Genomic DNA, 15,442 nt, shown 5'->3' with positions numbered 1-15,442 from the left:
ATGATCAATTTTTCTGCATGGTCGATCAAGAACCCGATTCCGGCGGTATTGCTGTTCATCCTGCTGACGCTGGCAGGCCTGATCGGCTTCCACAATATGAAGGTGCAGGATTTTCCTGACATAGAACTGCCGATGGTGAACATCACCACGGTCTTGCCGGGCGCGGCACCGGCCCAGATAGAAAGTGAAATCACCCGCAAGCTGGAAAATGCAGTCGCCGGCCTGCAGGGCGTGAAACATATCTACTCCACGGTGCAGGACGGCCAATCGCTGATCATGGTGCAGTTTGTGCTGGAAAAACCGATCACGGAAGCGATGGACGACGTCCGCAATGCCGTCGGCACCGTGCGCGGCGAACTGCCGGGCGACGCCAAGGACCCTATCATCGGCAAGGTGGAATTCAGCGGCGTGCCCTTCCTGGTCTACACGGTAGGCTCGTCCAGGCTGGATGAAGAGGGCTTGTCCTGGCTGGTGGACAACCAGGTCACCAAGGCCATGATGGCGGTACGCGGCATAGGCAAGGTATCGCGCGTCGGCGGCGTCAACCGCGAAGTACTGGTAGAGCTGGACCCTGCCCGCATGGCGGCATTGAATGTGTCTGCGGCAGAAGTGTCGCGCCAGCTATTGCAGGTGCAAAAAGATGCATCCGGCGGCCGCGCCAACCTGGGAGAAGGCGAACAGACAGTGCGCACGATTGCCAATGTGGCCAGCGCACATGACCTGGCTAATATGGAATTGTCGCTCAACGATGGCCGCCGCATACAGCTGGGCCAGATCGCCAACGTCAAGGATACGGTCGCCGAACGGCGCTCGATTGCGCTGCTGGATGGCAAGCCCGTGGTTGGTTTTGAGATTACCCGCAGCAAGGGTGCCAGCGAAGTGACCGTAGGCAAGGGCATACGCGAGGCGCTGGAAAAAATGCGCGCGTCGCAGCCCGACCTGAAGTTTGACGAAGCCTACAATATGGTCGAACCGGTGCAGGAATCCTTCAACGGTTCCATGTACCTGCTATTTGAAGGTTCCTTGCTGGCGGTGCTGGTGGTGTGGTGGTTCCTGCGCGACTGGCGCGCCACGCTGGTATCTGCTGCTGCGCTGCCGCTGTCGGTAGTGCCAACCTTCCTTGGCATGTACCTGTTTGATTTCACGCTCAATACCGTGACTTTATTGTCGCTGGCGCTGGTGGTCGGCATCCTGGTCGATGATGCGATCGTGGAAATCGAAAACATTGTGCGCCACCTGCGCATGGGTAAATCGCCTTTGCAGGCAGCGATGGAGGCGGCGGACGAGATCGGCCTGGCGGTGATCGCCACCACCTTCACGCTGGTCGCGGTCTTCCTGCCTACCGCCTTCATGACCGGCGTTGCCGGCAAATTCTTCAAGCAGTTCGGCTGGACTTGCTCGCTGGCGGTACTGGCCTCGCTGGTCGTCGCGCGCCTGCTGACGCCGATGATGGCGGCTTACATGCTGAAACCCATCTTCCACGGCGAAGAAAAAGACAGCAAGCTGATGCAAATGTATATGCGCGCTGCACACTGGTGCCTGAAAAACCGCTTCCTGACGGCCCTGATGTCGGTATTGTTTTTCATCGCCTCGCTGGCGCTGGTGCCGCTATTGCCCACGGGCTTCGTGCCTGCCGATGACAGGTCCCAGACCGTGGTCAAGATGGAACTGGCGCCCGGCAGCACCTATGCCGAAACACTGGCCATGGCGGAGCGTGCGAGAAAGCTCCTGGCATCGCGCAAGGACGTCGTGAAAGTTTATACCGCGGTAGGCGGCGGTACTGCCGGTGGCGATCCTTTCACTTCAGGCGGGGTGAGCTCGGTCAGCAAGGCCAGCCTGACCTTGACCCTGGTGCCGCGCTCACAAAGGAAAGAAACCAAGACTGCGATTGAAGGACATATCCGCGAAATGATGCAAACCCTGCCCGGCGTGCGCACAACGATAGGCCTGGGCAATACCGGCGAAAAATACCAGTTGGTACTGGTCGGCGAAAATGTGGATACGCTCACTACTGTCGCAGACAATGTGCAGCGGGAATTGCGCACACTGCCGGGCATAGGCTCGATCAGCTCCAGCGCTGGCCTGATACGGCCGGAAGTGATCATCAAACCCGATGCCGCACGCGCCGCCGATCTTGGTGTAACGACTACGGCTATCGCAGAGACCATACGGATAGCCACCGTCGGCGACTATGACGTGGCGCTGGCAAAAATGAATTTGCCGGAACGGCAAATTCCCATCGTGGTCCGCTTCCCCAGTTCTGCACGGACCGACCTGGAACAATTGTCACGCCTGTCGGTACCAACCAAGACCGGCCATGTGATGCTGGGCCAGGTGGCCGACATCGCGCTGGGCAGCGGCCCCACCCAGATCAGCCGGCTGGACCGTTCACGCAATGTGACTTTTGACGTGGAACTGAACAGCCTGACACTGGGTGAAGTCAGCGATGCGGCAGACAAGCTGCCCAGCGTGAAAAACTTGCCGGCTGGCGTGTCGCGCGTGATCATTGGCGATGCCGAAGAAATGGGCACCTTGTTCCTCAGCTTCGGCCTGGCCATGCTGACCGGCGTGCTGTGCATCTACATGGTGCTGGTATTGCTGTTCAAGGATTTCATGCAGCCGGTGACCATCCTGGCGGCGCTGCCCTTGTCGATAGGCGGCGCCTTCGTCGCACTGTTGCTGACACACAGCGCCTTCTCCATGCCGTCGCTGATAGGCCTGATCATGCTGATGGGCATAGCGACCAAGAACTCCATCTTGCTGGTGGAATATGCGATCGTCGCGCGGCGCGAAGGCATGACACGCATGGAAGCGCTGCTAGATGCCGGCCACAAGCGCGCAAGGCCCATCGTGATGACTACCATCGCCATGGGTGCCGGCATGCTGCCGATTGCGATGGGCATAGGGATAGATCCAAGCTTCCGCGCACCGATGGCGATTGCGGTGATAGGCGGCCTGATTACCTCCACGTTGCTCAGCCTGCTGGTGATACCTGTCGTATTTACCTATGTGGATGATGTGGTGCGCAAGCTGTTTCCCAAGCGCAGCCTATAGCGAACAGCTCTAGTCAGAATTGAAAAAGCCGCTACACCTTTCCGGGTATAGCGGCTTTTTATTATCCGGGGCTGGATGCTTTAGAACCAGCCTCTGTCGTCTTTAAGCAGAAGCCAGTGCCTTGTCCAGCAACTGATGCAACTCTGGGAAGGAAGGCTGGCCCAGATAGCGCTTCAGAATATTGCCGTGCTTGTCGATCACGAAGGTGGTCGGGGTCATCTTGACGTCGCCGAAGGCCTTGGCCAGCTTGCCCTGTACGTCCAGCGCCACATCAAACGGCAGCTTGCGCGTCTCCGTGTAGTTCAGCACATAGTTTGGAGGATCTTCGCTCATGGCAACCGCGACAAATTCCAGACCCTGCTTATTGTATTTATTGTAGGTCTCTATCATGTGCGGCATTTCGGCCACGCAAGTCTCGCAGGAGGTCGCCCAGAAATTGACCATCACCACCTTGCCGCGCAGGCTCTGCGACGTGATTTTTTCACCCTTCAGGTTAACGAAGGTAACGTCAGGGGCCTGCGGCTTGTTCGACAGGGAAAAGAAGGTCACCGCCAGCGCAATCAGCGCGACCGCAGCAACCACTGAAAATATCTTGAATTTGACCGGAGAAGAAGGCGCTAACATGGAGATTCCAATAAGTCATGCGATAGATTATGCATAGGCGGCTCAAGCACTGCCAAGCCCATGCGATCAGGTACCCGCATTATACGACCTATTTAATTTTGTTGAGTTCCATCGGATAAACGTACCGGTGCGGTAATCGCCTTACCGGCAACATGGGTTGTCAAAACGATAGCGGTTGAGGTGGAGCCAAAGGCATTCAATTCATTGATGATGCGCTGCAAGTGCTCCACGTCGGTTGCCAATACGCGCATCACCGCGCCGTCTTCGCCGGTGACGGTATAGCAATCCACGATTTCCGGACACTCCGCGACATATTGGGCATAAGGACGCCCCTGCTGGGTGGACAGGCGTATCATCGCAGTGATCTGGTAGCCCAGCGCCTTGGGGTTAATGTCGGCCTTATATGCCCGTATCACCTGCGAGCTTTCCAGGCGCTTGATGCGCTCGGAGACCGCCGGCTGGCTCAGGTGCACCTGGCGGCCGATTTCTGCATGCGACATACGGGCGTCCTGTTGTAATAATTGCAGGATTTTCTGATCAAAGCCGTCTATTTTCTGGTTCATAAGGTAATCCGGGCGATTTCCATTCAATTCTTGACTGAACAGGCCTTTTGCTTATGGAAGCCCGTTCAATTCTGTGTCATAGCTTGGTACATTATAAGCAGATTCCTTTATTCCCCATCTTTTGAAATTTATTGACCACCATGACCACCAGCGCCCAAATCAGCAAGATCGTCGAACAATACCAGACCCCGTGCTGGATCTATGATGCAGCCGTCATCCGCAAGCAGATCGCCCGCCTGCGCAGCTTTGACGTGATCCGTTTTGCGCAAAAGGCCTCCTCCAACATTCATTTGCTGAAACTGATGAAGGAAGAAGGCGTGATGGTGGATTCGGTGTCTCTCGGTGAGGTGGAGCGCGCACTGGTCGCCGGCTTCCAACCCGGCGACATCCAGCATGCGCCTATCGTCTTCACAGCCGATCTGCTGGACCGCCACGCCTTGAAAAGGGTGGTCGAATTGAATATTCCAGTCAATTGCGGCTCACCGCAAATGCTGGAACAACTGGGCCAGGCAACGGCGGGCAATAGCCAGGGCCATCCGGTATGGCTGCGCATCAATCCCGGCTTTGGTCACGGCCACAGCCGCAAGACCAATACCGGCGGCGAGCAAAGCAAGCATGGCATCTGGTTTGAGCAATTGCAGCAGTGCATGCAGATCATCGCGCAATACAATCTGAACCTGATCGGCCTGCATATGCACATAGGCTCGGGTGTCGACTATGACCATCTGCAAAGCGTGTGCGAGGCGATGATACAGCAGGTCAAAGCCTGCGGCCGCGACCTGTCTGCGATCTCCATCGGAGGCGGCCTGTCCATCCCCTACCGCGACGGTGAAGGCGAAGTGGATACCGCGCATTATTTCGAGATCTGGGACAAGGCCAGGAAAGAAATAGAAGCCTATCTGGGCCACGCGATCACCATGGAAATCGAACCCGGCCGTTTCCTGGTCGCGCAATCCGGCATCCTGGTGTCTGAGCTGCGCGCGCAAAAACAGGTAGGCAGCAATTTCTTCGCGCTGGTGGACGCCGGCTTCAACGACCTGGCCCGCCCGGCCATGTACGGCAGCTTCCACCGCATCACCGCCCACGCCCCCAATGGCGACGCCCGCAGCACCGCGCTACGCCCGACAGTCGTTGCCGGCCCCCTGTGTGAATCCGGTGACGTGTTCACGCAGGAAGACGGCGGCGTGGTCACCACACAAGACCTGCCAGCCTGCGACATAGGCGACCTGTTCGTGTTCCACGACACCGGCGCCTACGGCGCCAGCATGTCGTCCAACTACAACTCACGCCCGCTGATCCCGGAAGTGCTGGTAGACGGCGACAACATCAAGCTAATACGCCGCCGCCAGACGGTGCAGGAATTGATCGCGCTGGAATTGTAAGAAACTATGGATCTGTCATCACGAAATCCGAGATGAAGTGTATTTGCAGACACCGACCACTTGCTAGGCAAAAGCCTGATTGCCTCTGTTTTTGATCTATCCCCGCTGGGGACGTAGCATTTTGTGCGTTACAGAAAATGGATCAGAAACAGACGTTGTTTGAGCCGCAGGCGAGTTTCGTCTGTTTCCCATTTTTTGTGATGCACAAAATGTGATGGCGCACTGCGCCATCACCCGTAGGGCAAGTCTGCGGTCGCCTTTTTTGGCCTACCTTTTTTGGCGAAGCAAAAAAGGTAGGTAGCCGCCGGGCTACCCCCGGCCAGCAACCTTAAAATAAGGTTGCCCATCTCAGGCACTCACAACCATCACTACAAAGCCACCTCCGGCAAACTATCCGACCGCGACCCTGCCACAGGCGGATTATCCAAAGCCCGATAAGTAAATACCATCGAATACTTGGTCTGAGCGGTCTGGTTCTTGCCGGCAGCATGAAACAGGTTGCTGCTGAAAAACAGCACATCACCCTGTTGCAAGGGCACGCTGACTGCCTGCCGTATCAGCGCCTGATTGTCTTCCAGCTCAGGCCGCAAAAACTGTGCATCGTCCAGTTGCTGCGACTGTATTGCCACCTTGTGCGAACCCGGTATCACCAGCAGGCAACCATTCTCTACCGTCTCGTCACGCAAGGCCAGCCATACCGTCACCAGTTCGGCGCGTTGAAAACTCCAGTAGCGGCTATCCCTGTGCCAGCCGGTAATGCTGGAATACTGCGGCTGCTTGGTCATGATGCAATTATGATGTGCTTGCGACAGCTTGGCCTGCGGCCCCAGCAACTGCTTCAAAGCCGGCACGATGGCATTTCCCGTTGCCCAGTTTGCCAATAATTCGCCGCGGCCATAGGCGCGCAACAGTCGGCGCGCTGTGTGCCCGCCCTCGTCGGTGCGTGATGCGGGAGCACCCGGATACTTCAGGTCGGCTTCAAACTCTATGGGTGCAACCTGCTCTGCCAGTTGTTGCTGTGCGAAGGCGATCACCTGCTCGCAAAATGCAGGGCCGGCGAGGCCACGCAAGATAAGGTAACCTTGCTGCTGGAATTCGGAAATTTGTTCAGGACTGAGCATAAATAGTCTCTTATGATAGGCCTTCATTTTAAGCCTTTTACGGGATCGGTGCGAAGCCCGGCTTACTGGCACGGCATGACTGAACAGGCTAACCACACTAGGTTGATAACATACGCTACCAAGAGCCTATATATGCCCTATGCGAACAATGACGGAACGAAAATCTACTACGAAACCCATGGCCATAGCCAGGGTGAGGCGATAGTACTGCTGCACGGTTTCAGCTCCAGCAGCAAGCAATGGCAGATGACTGGTTATGTCGCCGCACTGGAAAGATATTACCGCGTCATCCTGATCGACCTGCGCGGTCACGGGCTCAGCGACAAGCCTCACGATCACGATGCCTATGCGTTGGAAAAGCGCATCGACGATGTGCGCGCAGTTCTGGCCGAACTGGCGGTGCAGCGCTGCCATGTACTGGCCTATTCCATGGGTGGCTGGCTGGCCTTCGGCCTGGCGCTGCGCTATCCGCAATTGGTAGCTACATTGATCATAGGCGGAGCGCATCCGTATGCAGATAGCTTATCCGCATTTGCCGCTTTAGATGGCAGTGACCCGGATGCTTTTATCAGTGCACTGGAAAATTTTATCGGCGAGACGGTGAGCAAGGAGGCTCGTCCGTTTATTCTGCACAACGACCTTGCTGCGCTCGCTGCGGCAGCGCGTGACCGCGATGGCTATCAACCCAGGCTGGCCGAGATCACGGCGCCGCTGATGCTGTTTTCCGGCGATGGCGACCGGCGCCTGCCAACAATAGAAAAAGCCGCTAAGGATCTGCACGCAGAAAAACTGCTGATCGTTCCCGGCACCAATCACGCGAGCACTTTATTTGCGGCAAAGGCGCTGCTGCCCGACATTATCGCCTTCCTGCAACAGCACTAGCCTATTGTTCGCTTGCTTATTGTTCTCCCACTTATTTCGCTCACTTATTGCGCCACTGTGTTTCCGCACTTTCCGGCCTCCCCAGCTCGAACATGGTGTCGGGCGTAGTGCGGGTGTACCAGTCGCCTCCCATGCGGCTGACATAGTCGGTTTTTCTTGGATCTATCTGCCCATCTTCTCCATACAGGCTTTCGGCAACGTGGAAATACACGACTTCGCCTATCACGTAGTTGGCTGACGCCGTGCCCTCCCCATGCGGCACAATCTGATGCAACACGCATTCAATCGCAATCAGGCTCTCGGCAACCCTGTCGCACTTGACCTTGACGCATGGTACGGGGGTGAAGCCGGTATGCGGCCATTCGCTCTCTCCATGCGGGTAGGTATAGGAAGCCTGATTCATGCCGGTGATCATCGAATAGCTCAGCAGATTGATCGTGAACTGGCCGGTAGCGCGGATATTCACCAGCGTATCCTTGGGCTTGCCGGTATGCGTGCCGACCGGCGACACTACGACGGAAGGAGGATTGGCGCCGCCCGCCATGAAATAACTGAAAGGAGCGAGGTTGGGCACGCCGAGTTCTGAACGCGTGGACACAAAGGCGATGGGGCGCGGCGACACCATATTGTTCAGTATGCGGTATGCCTCACCGGTGCTGAGTTGACTGACATCAAGGCTGCGAAAGACTGTGCTCATCATAATTCCCGGGTTCTTGTATAGAATGTCGTTTCCTGCTGTTGCTTATTATAGGCAAGAACCGTCAAGCAAGTTCACGCTCCCATTTTCCCATCCATCAAGGCCGCCATGATTACCTGTTACCTGCGCTACATCATCGATCCCTATAAACAAAAAGAGTTCGAACACTACGGCAAATTATGGATACCGCTGGTGGAAAAATTCGGCGGCACGCATCACGGCTACTTCATGCCGTCGGAAGGCGCCAGCAATGTCGCGCTGGCCTTGTTCAGCTTTCCCAGCCTGGCTTTGTATGAGGAATACAGGACCAAGTCCGCGCAAGATCCGGCATGCCAGGCTGCGTTTCAATACGCGGATGATACCCGTTGCTTTATCAGCTATGAGCGCAGTTTTTTCAGGCCGGTATTTGAATAGACAATGCGAAAGCTTATTTCGCTCATAGCAGTGAGATGAGTTTCGGCTACAACGATCAGGCCGGTTTAATGGCGATCAATAGCAGGCTGGCCTCCGCACCCGTCTCCAGATGAATGGAGGACTCTTGCTGTACCAGCACTGCGTCATAAGGACGTATCGTCTGGCCGGTGTTCACGATCCGGCATTCGCCTTGCTGCGCCAGCAGGATATGAATAGCATCATCGAGTTCAATCTGCTGTGAGCCGGAGATACGCACCGTGGATAGCAGATGCGTAAAGCAATCGCGCCTGCTCATCACATTCAGCACGACATGCGGCTCGCCACCTGCTTCGGTGCGCACCCTGGCTTCGCCGGAAAACCTCAGGCTGGGATTTTGGCTATCCAGCTGGAAGCGCACTTCATCTACCAGCAGGCACAGCGGTTCCGGACCGGCATTTTCCAGCAGGCTAAGACTGCGGTCCACTCCCTTGAATTCTGAAAATGGACCTATGCCGCCTATCGTCGCGATGCTGAGGCGCCAGTCGAAATCATCCAGGCCTGCATTCTCAGGCATTACCAGGATATCGCTGGTGCTGCCGCCACCGTTTTTCCATGGCTTGGCAACACGTGCAGCGACCGGCAGCAGCGTCATCATTTTGGCAGCTTGCGCAAGGCCGTCATTGCGCTGAGATAAGAGCCGGCGATAGTCGCCTGGTTCACATGCCTGCCGTTTTCCACCATGAGCTGCCCTCCTACCCGCACATCGCGGACCAGGTTGTCGTTGCCGGTAAATATCCAGGTGTTCAGCACATCCTCCACCGCTACACCATATAGATTGGGATGCTGATCGTCCAGCACCAGTATATCCGCTCGCGAACCGATTTGCAGCTTGCCCAGCTTGCGCCCAGATGCTTGCGCCCCGCCGGCCAGGGCCTCCTGCCACAGGAAGTCGCCGACGCGGCGGCGCCCTGCCAGGTTGGCCACATTGCGCTGCTGCGTGCGCAATCTTTGCCCGTATTCCAGCCAGCGCAATTCTTCAATCGGGCTCTGCGACACATGGCTGTCGCTGCCTATGCCGAAGCGGCCACCGGCGGCAATATAGTCGGGCAAGTCAAAGAAGCCGTCACCCAGATTGCCTTCCGTCGTGGTGCAAATGCCGGCCACCGCGCCGCTGGCGGCGATTGCCCTCAGTTCGCTCTTGGATAAATGCGTTGCATGCACCAGGCACCAGCGCCGGTCTACTTGCTGCGTATCAAACAATAACTCTACCGGGCGCTTGCCTGTGCTTTGCAGGCAGGCACCGACTTCCCTTTGCTGCTCAGCGATATGGATATGAACGGGCCGGTCGGCAGGCAGGGCAGCGACAAGCTCACGTATCTGCTGTGTGTCTGCTGCCCGCAGCGAATGTGGCGCAACACCAACCTCGGTCTGCCCGTCACGGGCATTTTCCAGCAGGGACAGCATTTGCAAAATCTGTTCGGCATTGGTGACGAAGCGCCGTTGATCCGTGCGCAAGGCCTGCTTGCCGAAATCCGCATAGCTATACAGCACCGGTAGCATCGTGATGCCTATGCCGCTGGCGCGTGCGCCGGCGATCACCCGGCGCGCGGTTTCCGTCATATCGGTGTAAAAATTGCCATCCTGCGCGCGATGCAGGTAGTGAAACTCACAAACCGAGGTGTAGCCATGGCGCAGGCATTCAACATACAACTGCGCAGCAATGACTTGCATCTGCTCCGGCGAGATATTCAGCGCAGTGCGGTACATCAAGTCACGCCAGGTCCAGAAACTGTCCGGCCCCTCACCCGCGGTTTCAGTCATGCCGGCCAGCGCACGCTGGAAAGAATGCGAATGCAGGTTGACCATGCCGGGAAGCACAAAGTGCTGCTGTTTTTCATAAGCATGGGCGCTGGCGTCCAGCTCGATTTCAGTCAAGTCGCCGTACGCATCCCAGTGCAGCCGGACATTGCTGGCCCAGCCTTGCGGCAGCAGCGCATGGCGGGCGAACAGATTATTGGCAGAAGTCATCGTATTCATTGCGTTTACGCCGTTGCTTTTTTATTGGCATCTGCCCACGTCAGGCAGGCAAGCAGCAGCTTGTGCAGCAGGGGTTGCACTTGCGCGGCAAGGTCGGGCCGGTATTCAAACGGTTCGGCTTCATTCATGTACACGCACTGGCTCATTTCCAGTTGCACCGCATGCACATCTTGGGCCGGAGAGCCATAATTGCGCGTGATATAGCCGCCCTTGAAGCGGCCATTGAACACATGGCTATAGCGTGCGGCCTCGGTCGACTGCAGCGCCTCCGCCAGCGCCTGCTGCATGCCGGGGGCACAGGAGCGCTGGTCAGCAGTGCCGAAATTCAGGTCCGGCAGTTTGCCTTCAAAGAAACGCGGCACCTGCGAGGCGATCGAATGCGCATCCCACAGCACAGCAATCCCATGCTGCTGCCGGATACGCTGCAGCTCTTGTTGTAACTGCACATGGTAGGGTTGCCAGTACTGCTTTATGCGCTGCTGCGCCTGCGCCTCATCCGGCTGCATCCCTTCCTTGTACAGGGGCTGCTTGCTGAAGGTATCTATTGGAAACAGGCCGGTAGTGTCCTGGCCAGGATACAGGTTGGTGTCGTCGGTAGGCCGGTTCAAATCGATTACATAGCGGGAATAATTCGCTACCAGTACAGAAGCCCCGAGCTCCGTGGCCATGTTATACAACAAGGGTAAATGCCAGTCGGTATCGGCCTTGACGGCTGCAATGGGATGCATGGCAGCTGCGATGTCTACGGGAATTTCAATACCGGCATGCGGCATGGAAATCAGCAAAGGGCTGCTGCCCTGATGGAAATGAAATGCGGTGCTCACGTTGTAGTGTCCCCTTACAAATGCATATTAAGATGCAAATTATTTTAACTAGCTCGTAGGCGCTGGCTGATGCGGGCGGCGGTAGCCAGGGTTTGTTGTATCCACTCGTCTTGTCTGGCTGCCGCGCGCGAGACCGGCGCCATCAATGACAGGGTCGCTTCCATTTTATTCCTGCCGGAGAAGACGGGGGCGCTGACGCCCCAAACACCCTGGTCCACTTCGTTTTCGCTCACTGCATAGCCCTGCCGGTAAATTTGCTGTAGCACTATCTTCAGTTGGCGCTGCTCATCCGGCTGCTCCGGCAAATAATGCGCAATCAGCAAATCCTGCGCCGGCTTCGCCGTAAACGCCAGCAGCGCTTTGGCTGAGGCGCCGCGCAAAGGGGAATTGGCCCTGCCCTTGGCAAATGAACAGCGCAGCGCTTGTTCGCTCTCCTGCATGTCCAGGCATACCACCTGCCGCTGTACATGCACCAGCAAGCCCACGCTCTCGCCGGATTGCGCGACCAGTTGCTCTATCTCGCTCCTGGCCTGGCTCATCAAAAAAGAATGCTGGTCGAAGCCCCAGGCGAGCTGCACACCCAGTGGCCCAGGCTCATACAAGCCGGTTTGCGCATGCTGCTGCACCAGTCCCCATTTCTTCAATGGGAGCAGGTGACGGTAAACGGTGCTCAAGGGTAGCTGGGTTTGTGCAGCCAATTCCCGCGCCGATATGGGATGGCCGCTACGGGCAATCGCCGCAAGCACCTGCAATACCCGCTCACTGACGGGTATTGGCGATGTTGCATCGGGTGTTGGGGGAATCCGCATGGGAACTGATAGCTGGAAGATGAGACCTATGCTAGCAGCTTGCGGAGAGAATTCAAGCCTTGATTCCCATATGGCGGGAATCAAGACCTCATATTTGAGATTTTACCTATAGATACCGCAGGCAAACCAGATATCGTCCACCCGCTCTACATAGGTGCTTTTCTGTTCCAGTTCTTTGGTAGTGGGATTGGGCCAGCGGTAGTCAACCCAGCCTTTGCCGGATTTGCTATTGGCGACTTCCGCCATTCTCTTGACGAACTTATTGCCGTCCACGTCTTTCATCTCACTCAGATTTTTCCCCAGCAGCTTGGCATTGGCGCCATGGGCCAGCGTCACCCCTCCTTCTTGCGTGCTGCCGACGAACAGGTACAAATCCTTGTTAATGAACTGCCCATCCGGCTTATTGATTTCGGCAAAGGTGTTTTCCTTGCCGTTTGCCTTGTAGTAGGCAACAGCTTGCTTGACCAGGGCTATCGCTTCTTGCTCGGTACCATGCTCAGTCGCGGCAAGCGCAGATGAGGTTGTGATGGTGATGCTAACGAACGCAAGCAATGCCGCTGCTGCGCTCCTGAAAATGGCTGTCATTTCTGTCTCCCGGCTCAAATCGTTGTTCTGCAAGCTCATTACGAAATTATTGCAAACTTGATGATTTATACAATGTCACAAGCATTGTTTCGCAAGCCGAAGATGCTATAAAAATGCACATAACCATCCTCTTGCCCGCACTGACAGCATAGGCAGATATAGTCATGCATTCAAACAACATTTCTATTGGAGAAGAAAATCTTTGTTAAATTTGGGGGAGGAAGGCATCAACTGCAGGATGTGACAGGTGTCGTGCCTCTGTCGTGTCTTGAATGTGCCTGGAATGTGGATCGGGGACCAAAGTCCCCGAAACTTGGCAGCTTAAGCTACCGGTGAAGCCTTAAGGTTGGCTGGGCTCGCATCGGCTTTTACTATTTACTAGCCATGCATGCTCTCAGTCGCGGTCAGGCTGGAGCCTGCTGATTAGCGGCTGGGATTGCGGGTTTGATTACCGGCGTCTTGCTGCTGGTTGCCCATATTGCTCTTGTTGCCTTGCTGCTGGGAGTTTTGCTGGCTGTTGCGGTTCTTGCTATTGTCCGCCTGTGCAGCATTATCCTTTTGATGGCCGCTGCCTGGAGGGGTAGCGGGTTTTTGCTGATTATTGCCAGCCTGCGGGTTTTGATTACGGTTATTTTGATTTTGCTGAGTAGTCATCTTTGTTCCTCATAAAGTCAATAAAATGAGGGACATCCAGCCGGTGCGCGTTACTAAAAAAGATGCAGCCTGCCGGATATCCCGGATCTCTGATACAGAGACCTCCATTGCCGAACATATTGCACTCGCCTTGCACTATCACCAGCGACAATGCGAAACAAGCCATCAACAATGTGAGTTCATCTTACCGGGATGGAGGAAGACCGGGTATCAGTGCCGTCCTAGAAAGCTGTGGGATCAGGCCTTGCTTTTGTTGAGGACGTGCAATTGCTTGCTGTCATGAAAATCTGCTGAGTACCGCTGGCGCTGAAGGCTAGACTAGGCAAGGCTAGTTTTTGCTATACGCCGTGGCCTGGCAATTGTGTACTTCCTGCGCGGGGAAATCTATCTTGATACTGTCGAATTTCGCCTGCTCTTCCGCATTCAGCGCGCGTAGCTGATACGCGAACTTATTTGTCGTGATGCTGCGCGCACCTATGCGCGCCGAACGCACACCCTTGTTATTCAGGTTGGCGAGATGCGCTTTTGCTGCGTCCTCGGTCTTGAATACGCCCAGCGAAATACCCCAGCGCAGATTGGACTGGTCTTGCACGATATAGAAGTCATTGATGCCCAGGCGATGTAGTTCGCCGGCCTTCTTGTCCGCTCCTTCCTTGCTGCCCATGGATGGGATGAAGACCATGTGCGTGGCAACGTCCTGCACATTGGTGCGCGATTGGCGGTCGCCCAGCGCGAGCTGCTTCAGCCTGTCTTCTATGCGCGGCAAATCTGCCTGCGTAAAACTGCCTATCTCCACGCAAGCAGTCACCACGTCTTTTTTATCCGCGCTGGGATCCACGATCGCATTTGCCACCGCAGCAGACACCAGTTGCAGTTGCCCAGGCTGATACTGATTCTTCAGGCGCTGCGGCTCATGCGCATCCATGCCCCAGGTACCGAGATAGCCCTGGGTATAGGCAAACAGCAGCGCATTGGCGACTAGCAGGCTCCAGAAAAAGAATCTAAGCATAAGGTTTTAGTTATTCATTGATGATTTTGCTGCATGATATAAACCGGTCAGCACCAGATTTTCCATGTGCCTGTGCTGCACGCCTAGGCGCCCCAGCAGGTAGGGTGCCGCGCCGCCGGAAACAATACAGCTTACTTCCGCTTTTTGCGACGACCGCCATGCGGTAACCGCATGTTCGATCGCTCCCACCTGCGCAGCAATGCAGCCGCTGACAATGGCCTGATCCGTATTATCAGCGAAAATGCCCTCAACGGAAACACTCTCTGCAACCTGTGGCAATTGCGCCGTATTCCTGGCCAGCGACTGCGCCATCAATTTCAGGCCAGGCAGTATCATACCGCCGTGGAATACCCCATCTGCGCTGACCGCGTCAACGGTGGTCGCCGTGCCGCATGTGGCAACGATCAAGTCCTGCCCCGGATACAAGGCATGCGCAGCGATGGCCGATGCGAAGCGGTCGCAGCCCAGTTGGCCCGGATTGAGGTAGGCATTGCGCAAGCCCGCCAGTTGCGGCTGCGAACTGAACCAGTCAGGTGCAAGGCCGGGAGCGATGATCGCCAGGCTGCTTTCCAGTAGTTGCCTGACTGTAGCGCCGGCGACATTAGATATCAGTATCTGCGTGACCGCATAGGGTTTCAGTTCATCCGCCAGATGCGGCAGGTCGGCATGTGCCAGCGATCCTGCCGCCAGCCATGCAGGCAAGGCCGGGCTATCCGCTGTGGTTAGCTGCGTGATGCCCCATTTGATCCGGGTATTGCCGGCGTCTATCAGTAACAGCATATTTTTTCCGAATGGCCAAAATGGCCGA

Annotated in this window: 16 protein-coding genes; 4 read left to right on the top strand and 12 right to left on the bottom strand. The window is 56.2% G+C overall.

Annotation, left to right across the window (positions count from 1 at the left end; all coding sequences use genetic code 11):
- On the top strand, positions 1 to 3,054 hold the full coding sequence (locus IEW12_RS28230) for an efflux RND transporter permease subunit (RefSeq protein ID WP_229751406.1): 3,054 nt from the start codon (positions 1 to 3) through the stop codon (positions 3,052 to 3,054).
- A gap of 102 nt (positions 3,055 to 3,156) precedes the next feature.
- Here the strand turns inward: IEW12_RS28230 and IEW12_RS28225 are convergent, their stop codons facing one another.
- Positions 3,157 to 3,678: a TlpA disulfide reductase family protein gene (locus IEW12_RS28225; RefSeq protein ID WP_188569503.1), complete on the bottom strand. Its 522-nt coding sequence runs from the start codon at positions 3,676 to 3,678 to the stop codon at positions 3,157 to 3,159.
- 92 nt (positions 3,679 to 3,770) lie between these two features.
- A complete protein-coding gene (locus IEW12_RS28220) occupies positions 3,771 to 4,241 on the bottom strand; it encodes an Lrp/AsnC family transcriptional regulator (RefSeq protein WP_188569502.1) in 471 nt (156 codons plus the stop codon).
- Between the two features lie 131 nt (positions 4,242 to 4,372).
- Between IEW12_RS28220 and lysA the strand changes: the two genes are divergently transcribed.
- Entirely contained in the window at positions 4,373 to 5,623 is a 1,251-nt protein-coding gene (gene lysA / locus IEW12_RS28215; RefSeq protein WP_229751405.1) for a diaminopimelate decarboxylase, read from the top strand.
- A 368-nt stretch (positions 5,624 to 5,991) separates the two neighbouring features.
- Here the strand turns inward: lysA and IEW12_RS28210 are convergent, their stop codons facing one another.
- On the bottom strand, positions 5,992 to 6,744 hold the full coding sequence (locus IEW12_RS28210) for a phytanoyl-CoA dioxygenase family protein (RefSeq protein WP_188569500.1): 753 nt from the start codon (positions 6,742 to 6,744) through the stop codon (positions 5,992 to 5,994).
- A gap of 132 nt (positions 6,745 to 6,876) precedes the next feature.
- On the opposite strand from IEW12_RS28210, the gene IEW12_RS28205 reads away from it, so the two are divergent.
- A complete protein-coding gene (locus IEW12_RS28205) occupies positions 6,877 to 7,626 on the top strand; it encodes an alpha/beta fold hydrolase (protein ID WP_188569499.1) in 750 nt (249 codons plus the stop codon).
- A gap of 40 nt (positions 7,627 to 7,666) precedes the next feature.
- On the opposite strand, the gene IEW12_RS28200 is transcribed toward IEW12_RS28205, so the two are convergent.
- Positions 7,667 to 8,326: a flavin reductase family protein gene (locus tag IEW12_RS28200; RefSeq protein WP_188569498.1), complete on the bottom strand. Its 660-nt coding sequence runs from the start codon at positions 8,324 to 8,326 to the stop codon at positions 7,667 to 7,669.
- A 105-nt stretch (positions 8,327 to 8,431) separates the two neighbouring features.
- On the opposite strand from IEW12_RS28200, the gene IEW12_RS28195 reads away from it, so the two are divergent.
- The gene (locus IEW12_RS28195) at positions 8,432 to 8,737 is read left to right on the top strand and encodes an NIPSNAP family protein (RefSeq protein ID WP_188569497.1); all 306 of its coding nucleotides are present in this window, start codon (positions 8,432 to 8,434) and stop codon (positions 8,735 to 8,737) included.
- A 55-nt stretch (positions 8,738 to 8,792) separates the two neighbouring features.
- Here IEW12_RS28195 and IEW12_RS28190 read toward each other — a convergent pair whose 3' ends face one another.
- From IEW12_RS28190 to IEW12_RS28155, 8 genes are all read right to left on the bottom strand, one after another.
- A complete protein-coding gene (locus IEW12_RS28190; RefSeq protein ID WP_188569496.1) occupies positions 8,793 to 9,371 on the bottom strand; it encodes a HutD/Ves family protein in 579 nt (192 codons plus the stop codon).
- Entirely contained in the window at positions 9,368 to 10,753 is a 1,386-nt protein-coding gene (locus IEW12_RS28185) for a formimidoylglutamate deiminase (RefSeq protein ID WP_371874593.1), read from the bottom strand. The genes IEW12_RS28190 and IEW12_RS28185 overlap by 4 nt, the downstream gene beginning before the upstream one ends.
- Before the next feature lie 5 nt (positions 10,754 to 10,758).
- Positions 10,759 to 11,577, bottom strand: a complete 819-nt coding sequence (gene hutG / locus IEW12_RS28180; RefSeq protein WP_188569495.1) for an N-formylglutamate deformylase — start codon at positions 11,575 to 11,577, stop codon at positions 10,759 to 10,761.
- A 44-nt stretch (positions 11,578 to 11,621) separates the two neighbouring features.
- Entirely contained in the window at positions 11,622 to 12,386 is a 765-nt protein-coding gene (locus tag IEW12_RS28175; RefSeq protein WP_188569494.1) for an IclR family transcriptional regulator, read from the bottom strand.
- A gap of 102 nt (positions 12,387 to 12,488) precedes the next feature.
- Positions 12,489 to 12,971 carry a cache domain-containing protein gene (locus tag IEW12_RS28170; RefSeq protein WP_188569493.1) on the bottom strand — a complete coding sequence of 161 codons (483 nt, stop codon included), beginning with the start codon at positions 12,969 to 12,971 and terminating at the stop codon, positions 12,489 to 12,491.
- 423 nt (positions 12,972 to 13,394) lie between these two features.
- Positions 13,395 to 13,625 carry a hypothetical protein gene (locus IEW12_RS28165; RefSeq protein WP_188569492.1) on the bottom strand — a complete coding sequence of 77 codons (231 nt, stop codon included), beginning with the start codon at positions 13,623 to 13,625 and terminating at the stop codon, positions 13,395 to 13,397.
- A 328-nt stretch (positions 13,626 to 13,953) separates the two neighbouring features.
- On the bottom strand, positions 13,954 to 14,634 hold the full coding sequence (locus IEW12_RS28160) for an SPOR domain-containing protein (RefSeq protein ID WP_188569491.1): 681 nt from the start codon (positions 14,632 to 14,634) through the stop codon (positions 13,954 to 13,956).
- 6 nt (positions 14,635 to 14,640) lie between these two features.
- Positions 14,641 to 15,414 (bottom strand): type III pantothenate kinase, encoded by a 774-nt coding sequence (locus IEW12_RS28155; protein WP_188569490.1) that lies wholly within the window; start codon positions 15,412 to 15,414, stop codon positions 14,641 to 14,643.
- Between the last annotated feature and the right edge of the window lie 28 nt (positions 15,415 to 15,442).

Source organism: Parundibacterium terreum, assembly GCF_014636315.1.
Lineage (GTDB): Bacteria > Pseudomonadota > Gammaproteobacteria > Burkholderiales > Burkholderiaceae_D > Undibacterium > Undibacterium terreum.
The sequence above is the reverse complement of the archived record's forward strand: the minus strand, read 5'-3'. Positions and strand labels throughout refer to the sequence as shown.

Bases quoted from the DNA above. Each gene is read 5' to 3' on its own strand.
- IEW12_RS28210 (WP_188569500.1), bottom strand. From the start codon at position 6,744: ATGCTCAGTCCTGAACAAATTTCCGAATTCCAGCAGCAAGGTTACCTT.
- IEW12_RS28190 (WP_188569496.1), bottom strand. From the start codon at position 9,371: ATGATGACGCTGCTGCCGGTCGCTGCACGTGTTGCCAAGCCATGGAAA.
- IEW12_RS28225 (WP_188569503.1), bottom strand. From the start codon at position 3,678: ATGTTAGCGCCTTCTTCTCCGGTCAAATTCAAGATATTTTCAGTGGTT.
- IEW12_RS28195 (WP_188569497.1), top strand. From the start codon at position 8,432: ATGATTACCTGTTACCTGCGCTACATCATCGATCCCTATAAACAAAAA.
- IEW12_RS28170 (WP_188569493.1), bottom strand. From the start codon at position 12,971: ATGACAGCCATTTTCAGGAGCGCAGCAGCGGCATTGCTTGCGTTCGTT.
- IEW12_RS28175 (WP_188569494.1), bottom strand. From the start codon at position 12,386: ATGCGGATTCCCCCAACACCCGATGCAACATCGCCAATACCCGTCAGT.
- IEW12_RS28165 (WP_188569492.1), bottom strand. From the start codon at position 13,625: ATGACTACTCAGCAAAATCAAAATAACCGTAATCAAAACCCGCAGGCT.
- IEW12_RS28205 (WP_188569499.1), top strand. From the start codon at position 6,877: ATGCCCTATGCGAACAATGACGGAACGAAAATCTACTACGAAACCCAT.
- IEW12_RS28155 (WP_188569490.1), bottom strand. From the start codon at position 15,414: ATGCTGTTACTGATAGACGCCGGCAATACCCGGATCAAATGGGGCATC.
- IEW12_RS28200 (WP_188569498.1), bottom strand. From the start codon at position 8,326: ATGATGAGCACAGTCTTTCGCAGCCTTGATGTCAGTCAACTCAGCACC.
- IEW12_RS28185 (WP_371874593.1), bottom strand. From the start codon at position 10,753: ATGAATACGATGACTTCTGCCAATAATCTGTTCGCCCGCCATGCGCTG.
- IEW12_RS28230 (WP_229751406.1), top strand. From the start codon at position 1: ATGATCAATTTTTCTGCATGGTCGATCAAGAACCCGATTCCGGCGGTA.
- IEW12_RS28160 (WP_188569491.1), bottom strand. From the start codon at position 14,634: ATGCTTAGATTCTTTTTCTGGAGCCTGCTAGTCGCCAATGCGCTGCTG.
- IEW12_RS28220 (WP_188569502.1), bottom strand. From the start codon at position 4,241: ATGAACCAGAAAATAGACGGCTTTGATCAGAAAATCCTGCAATTATTA.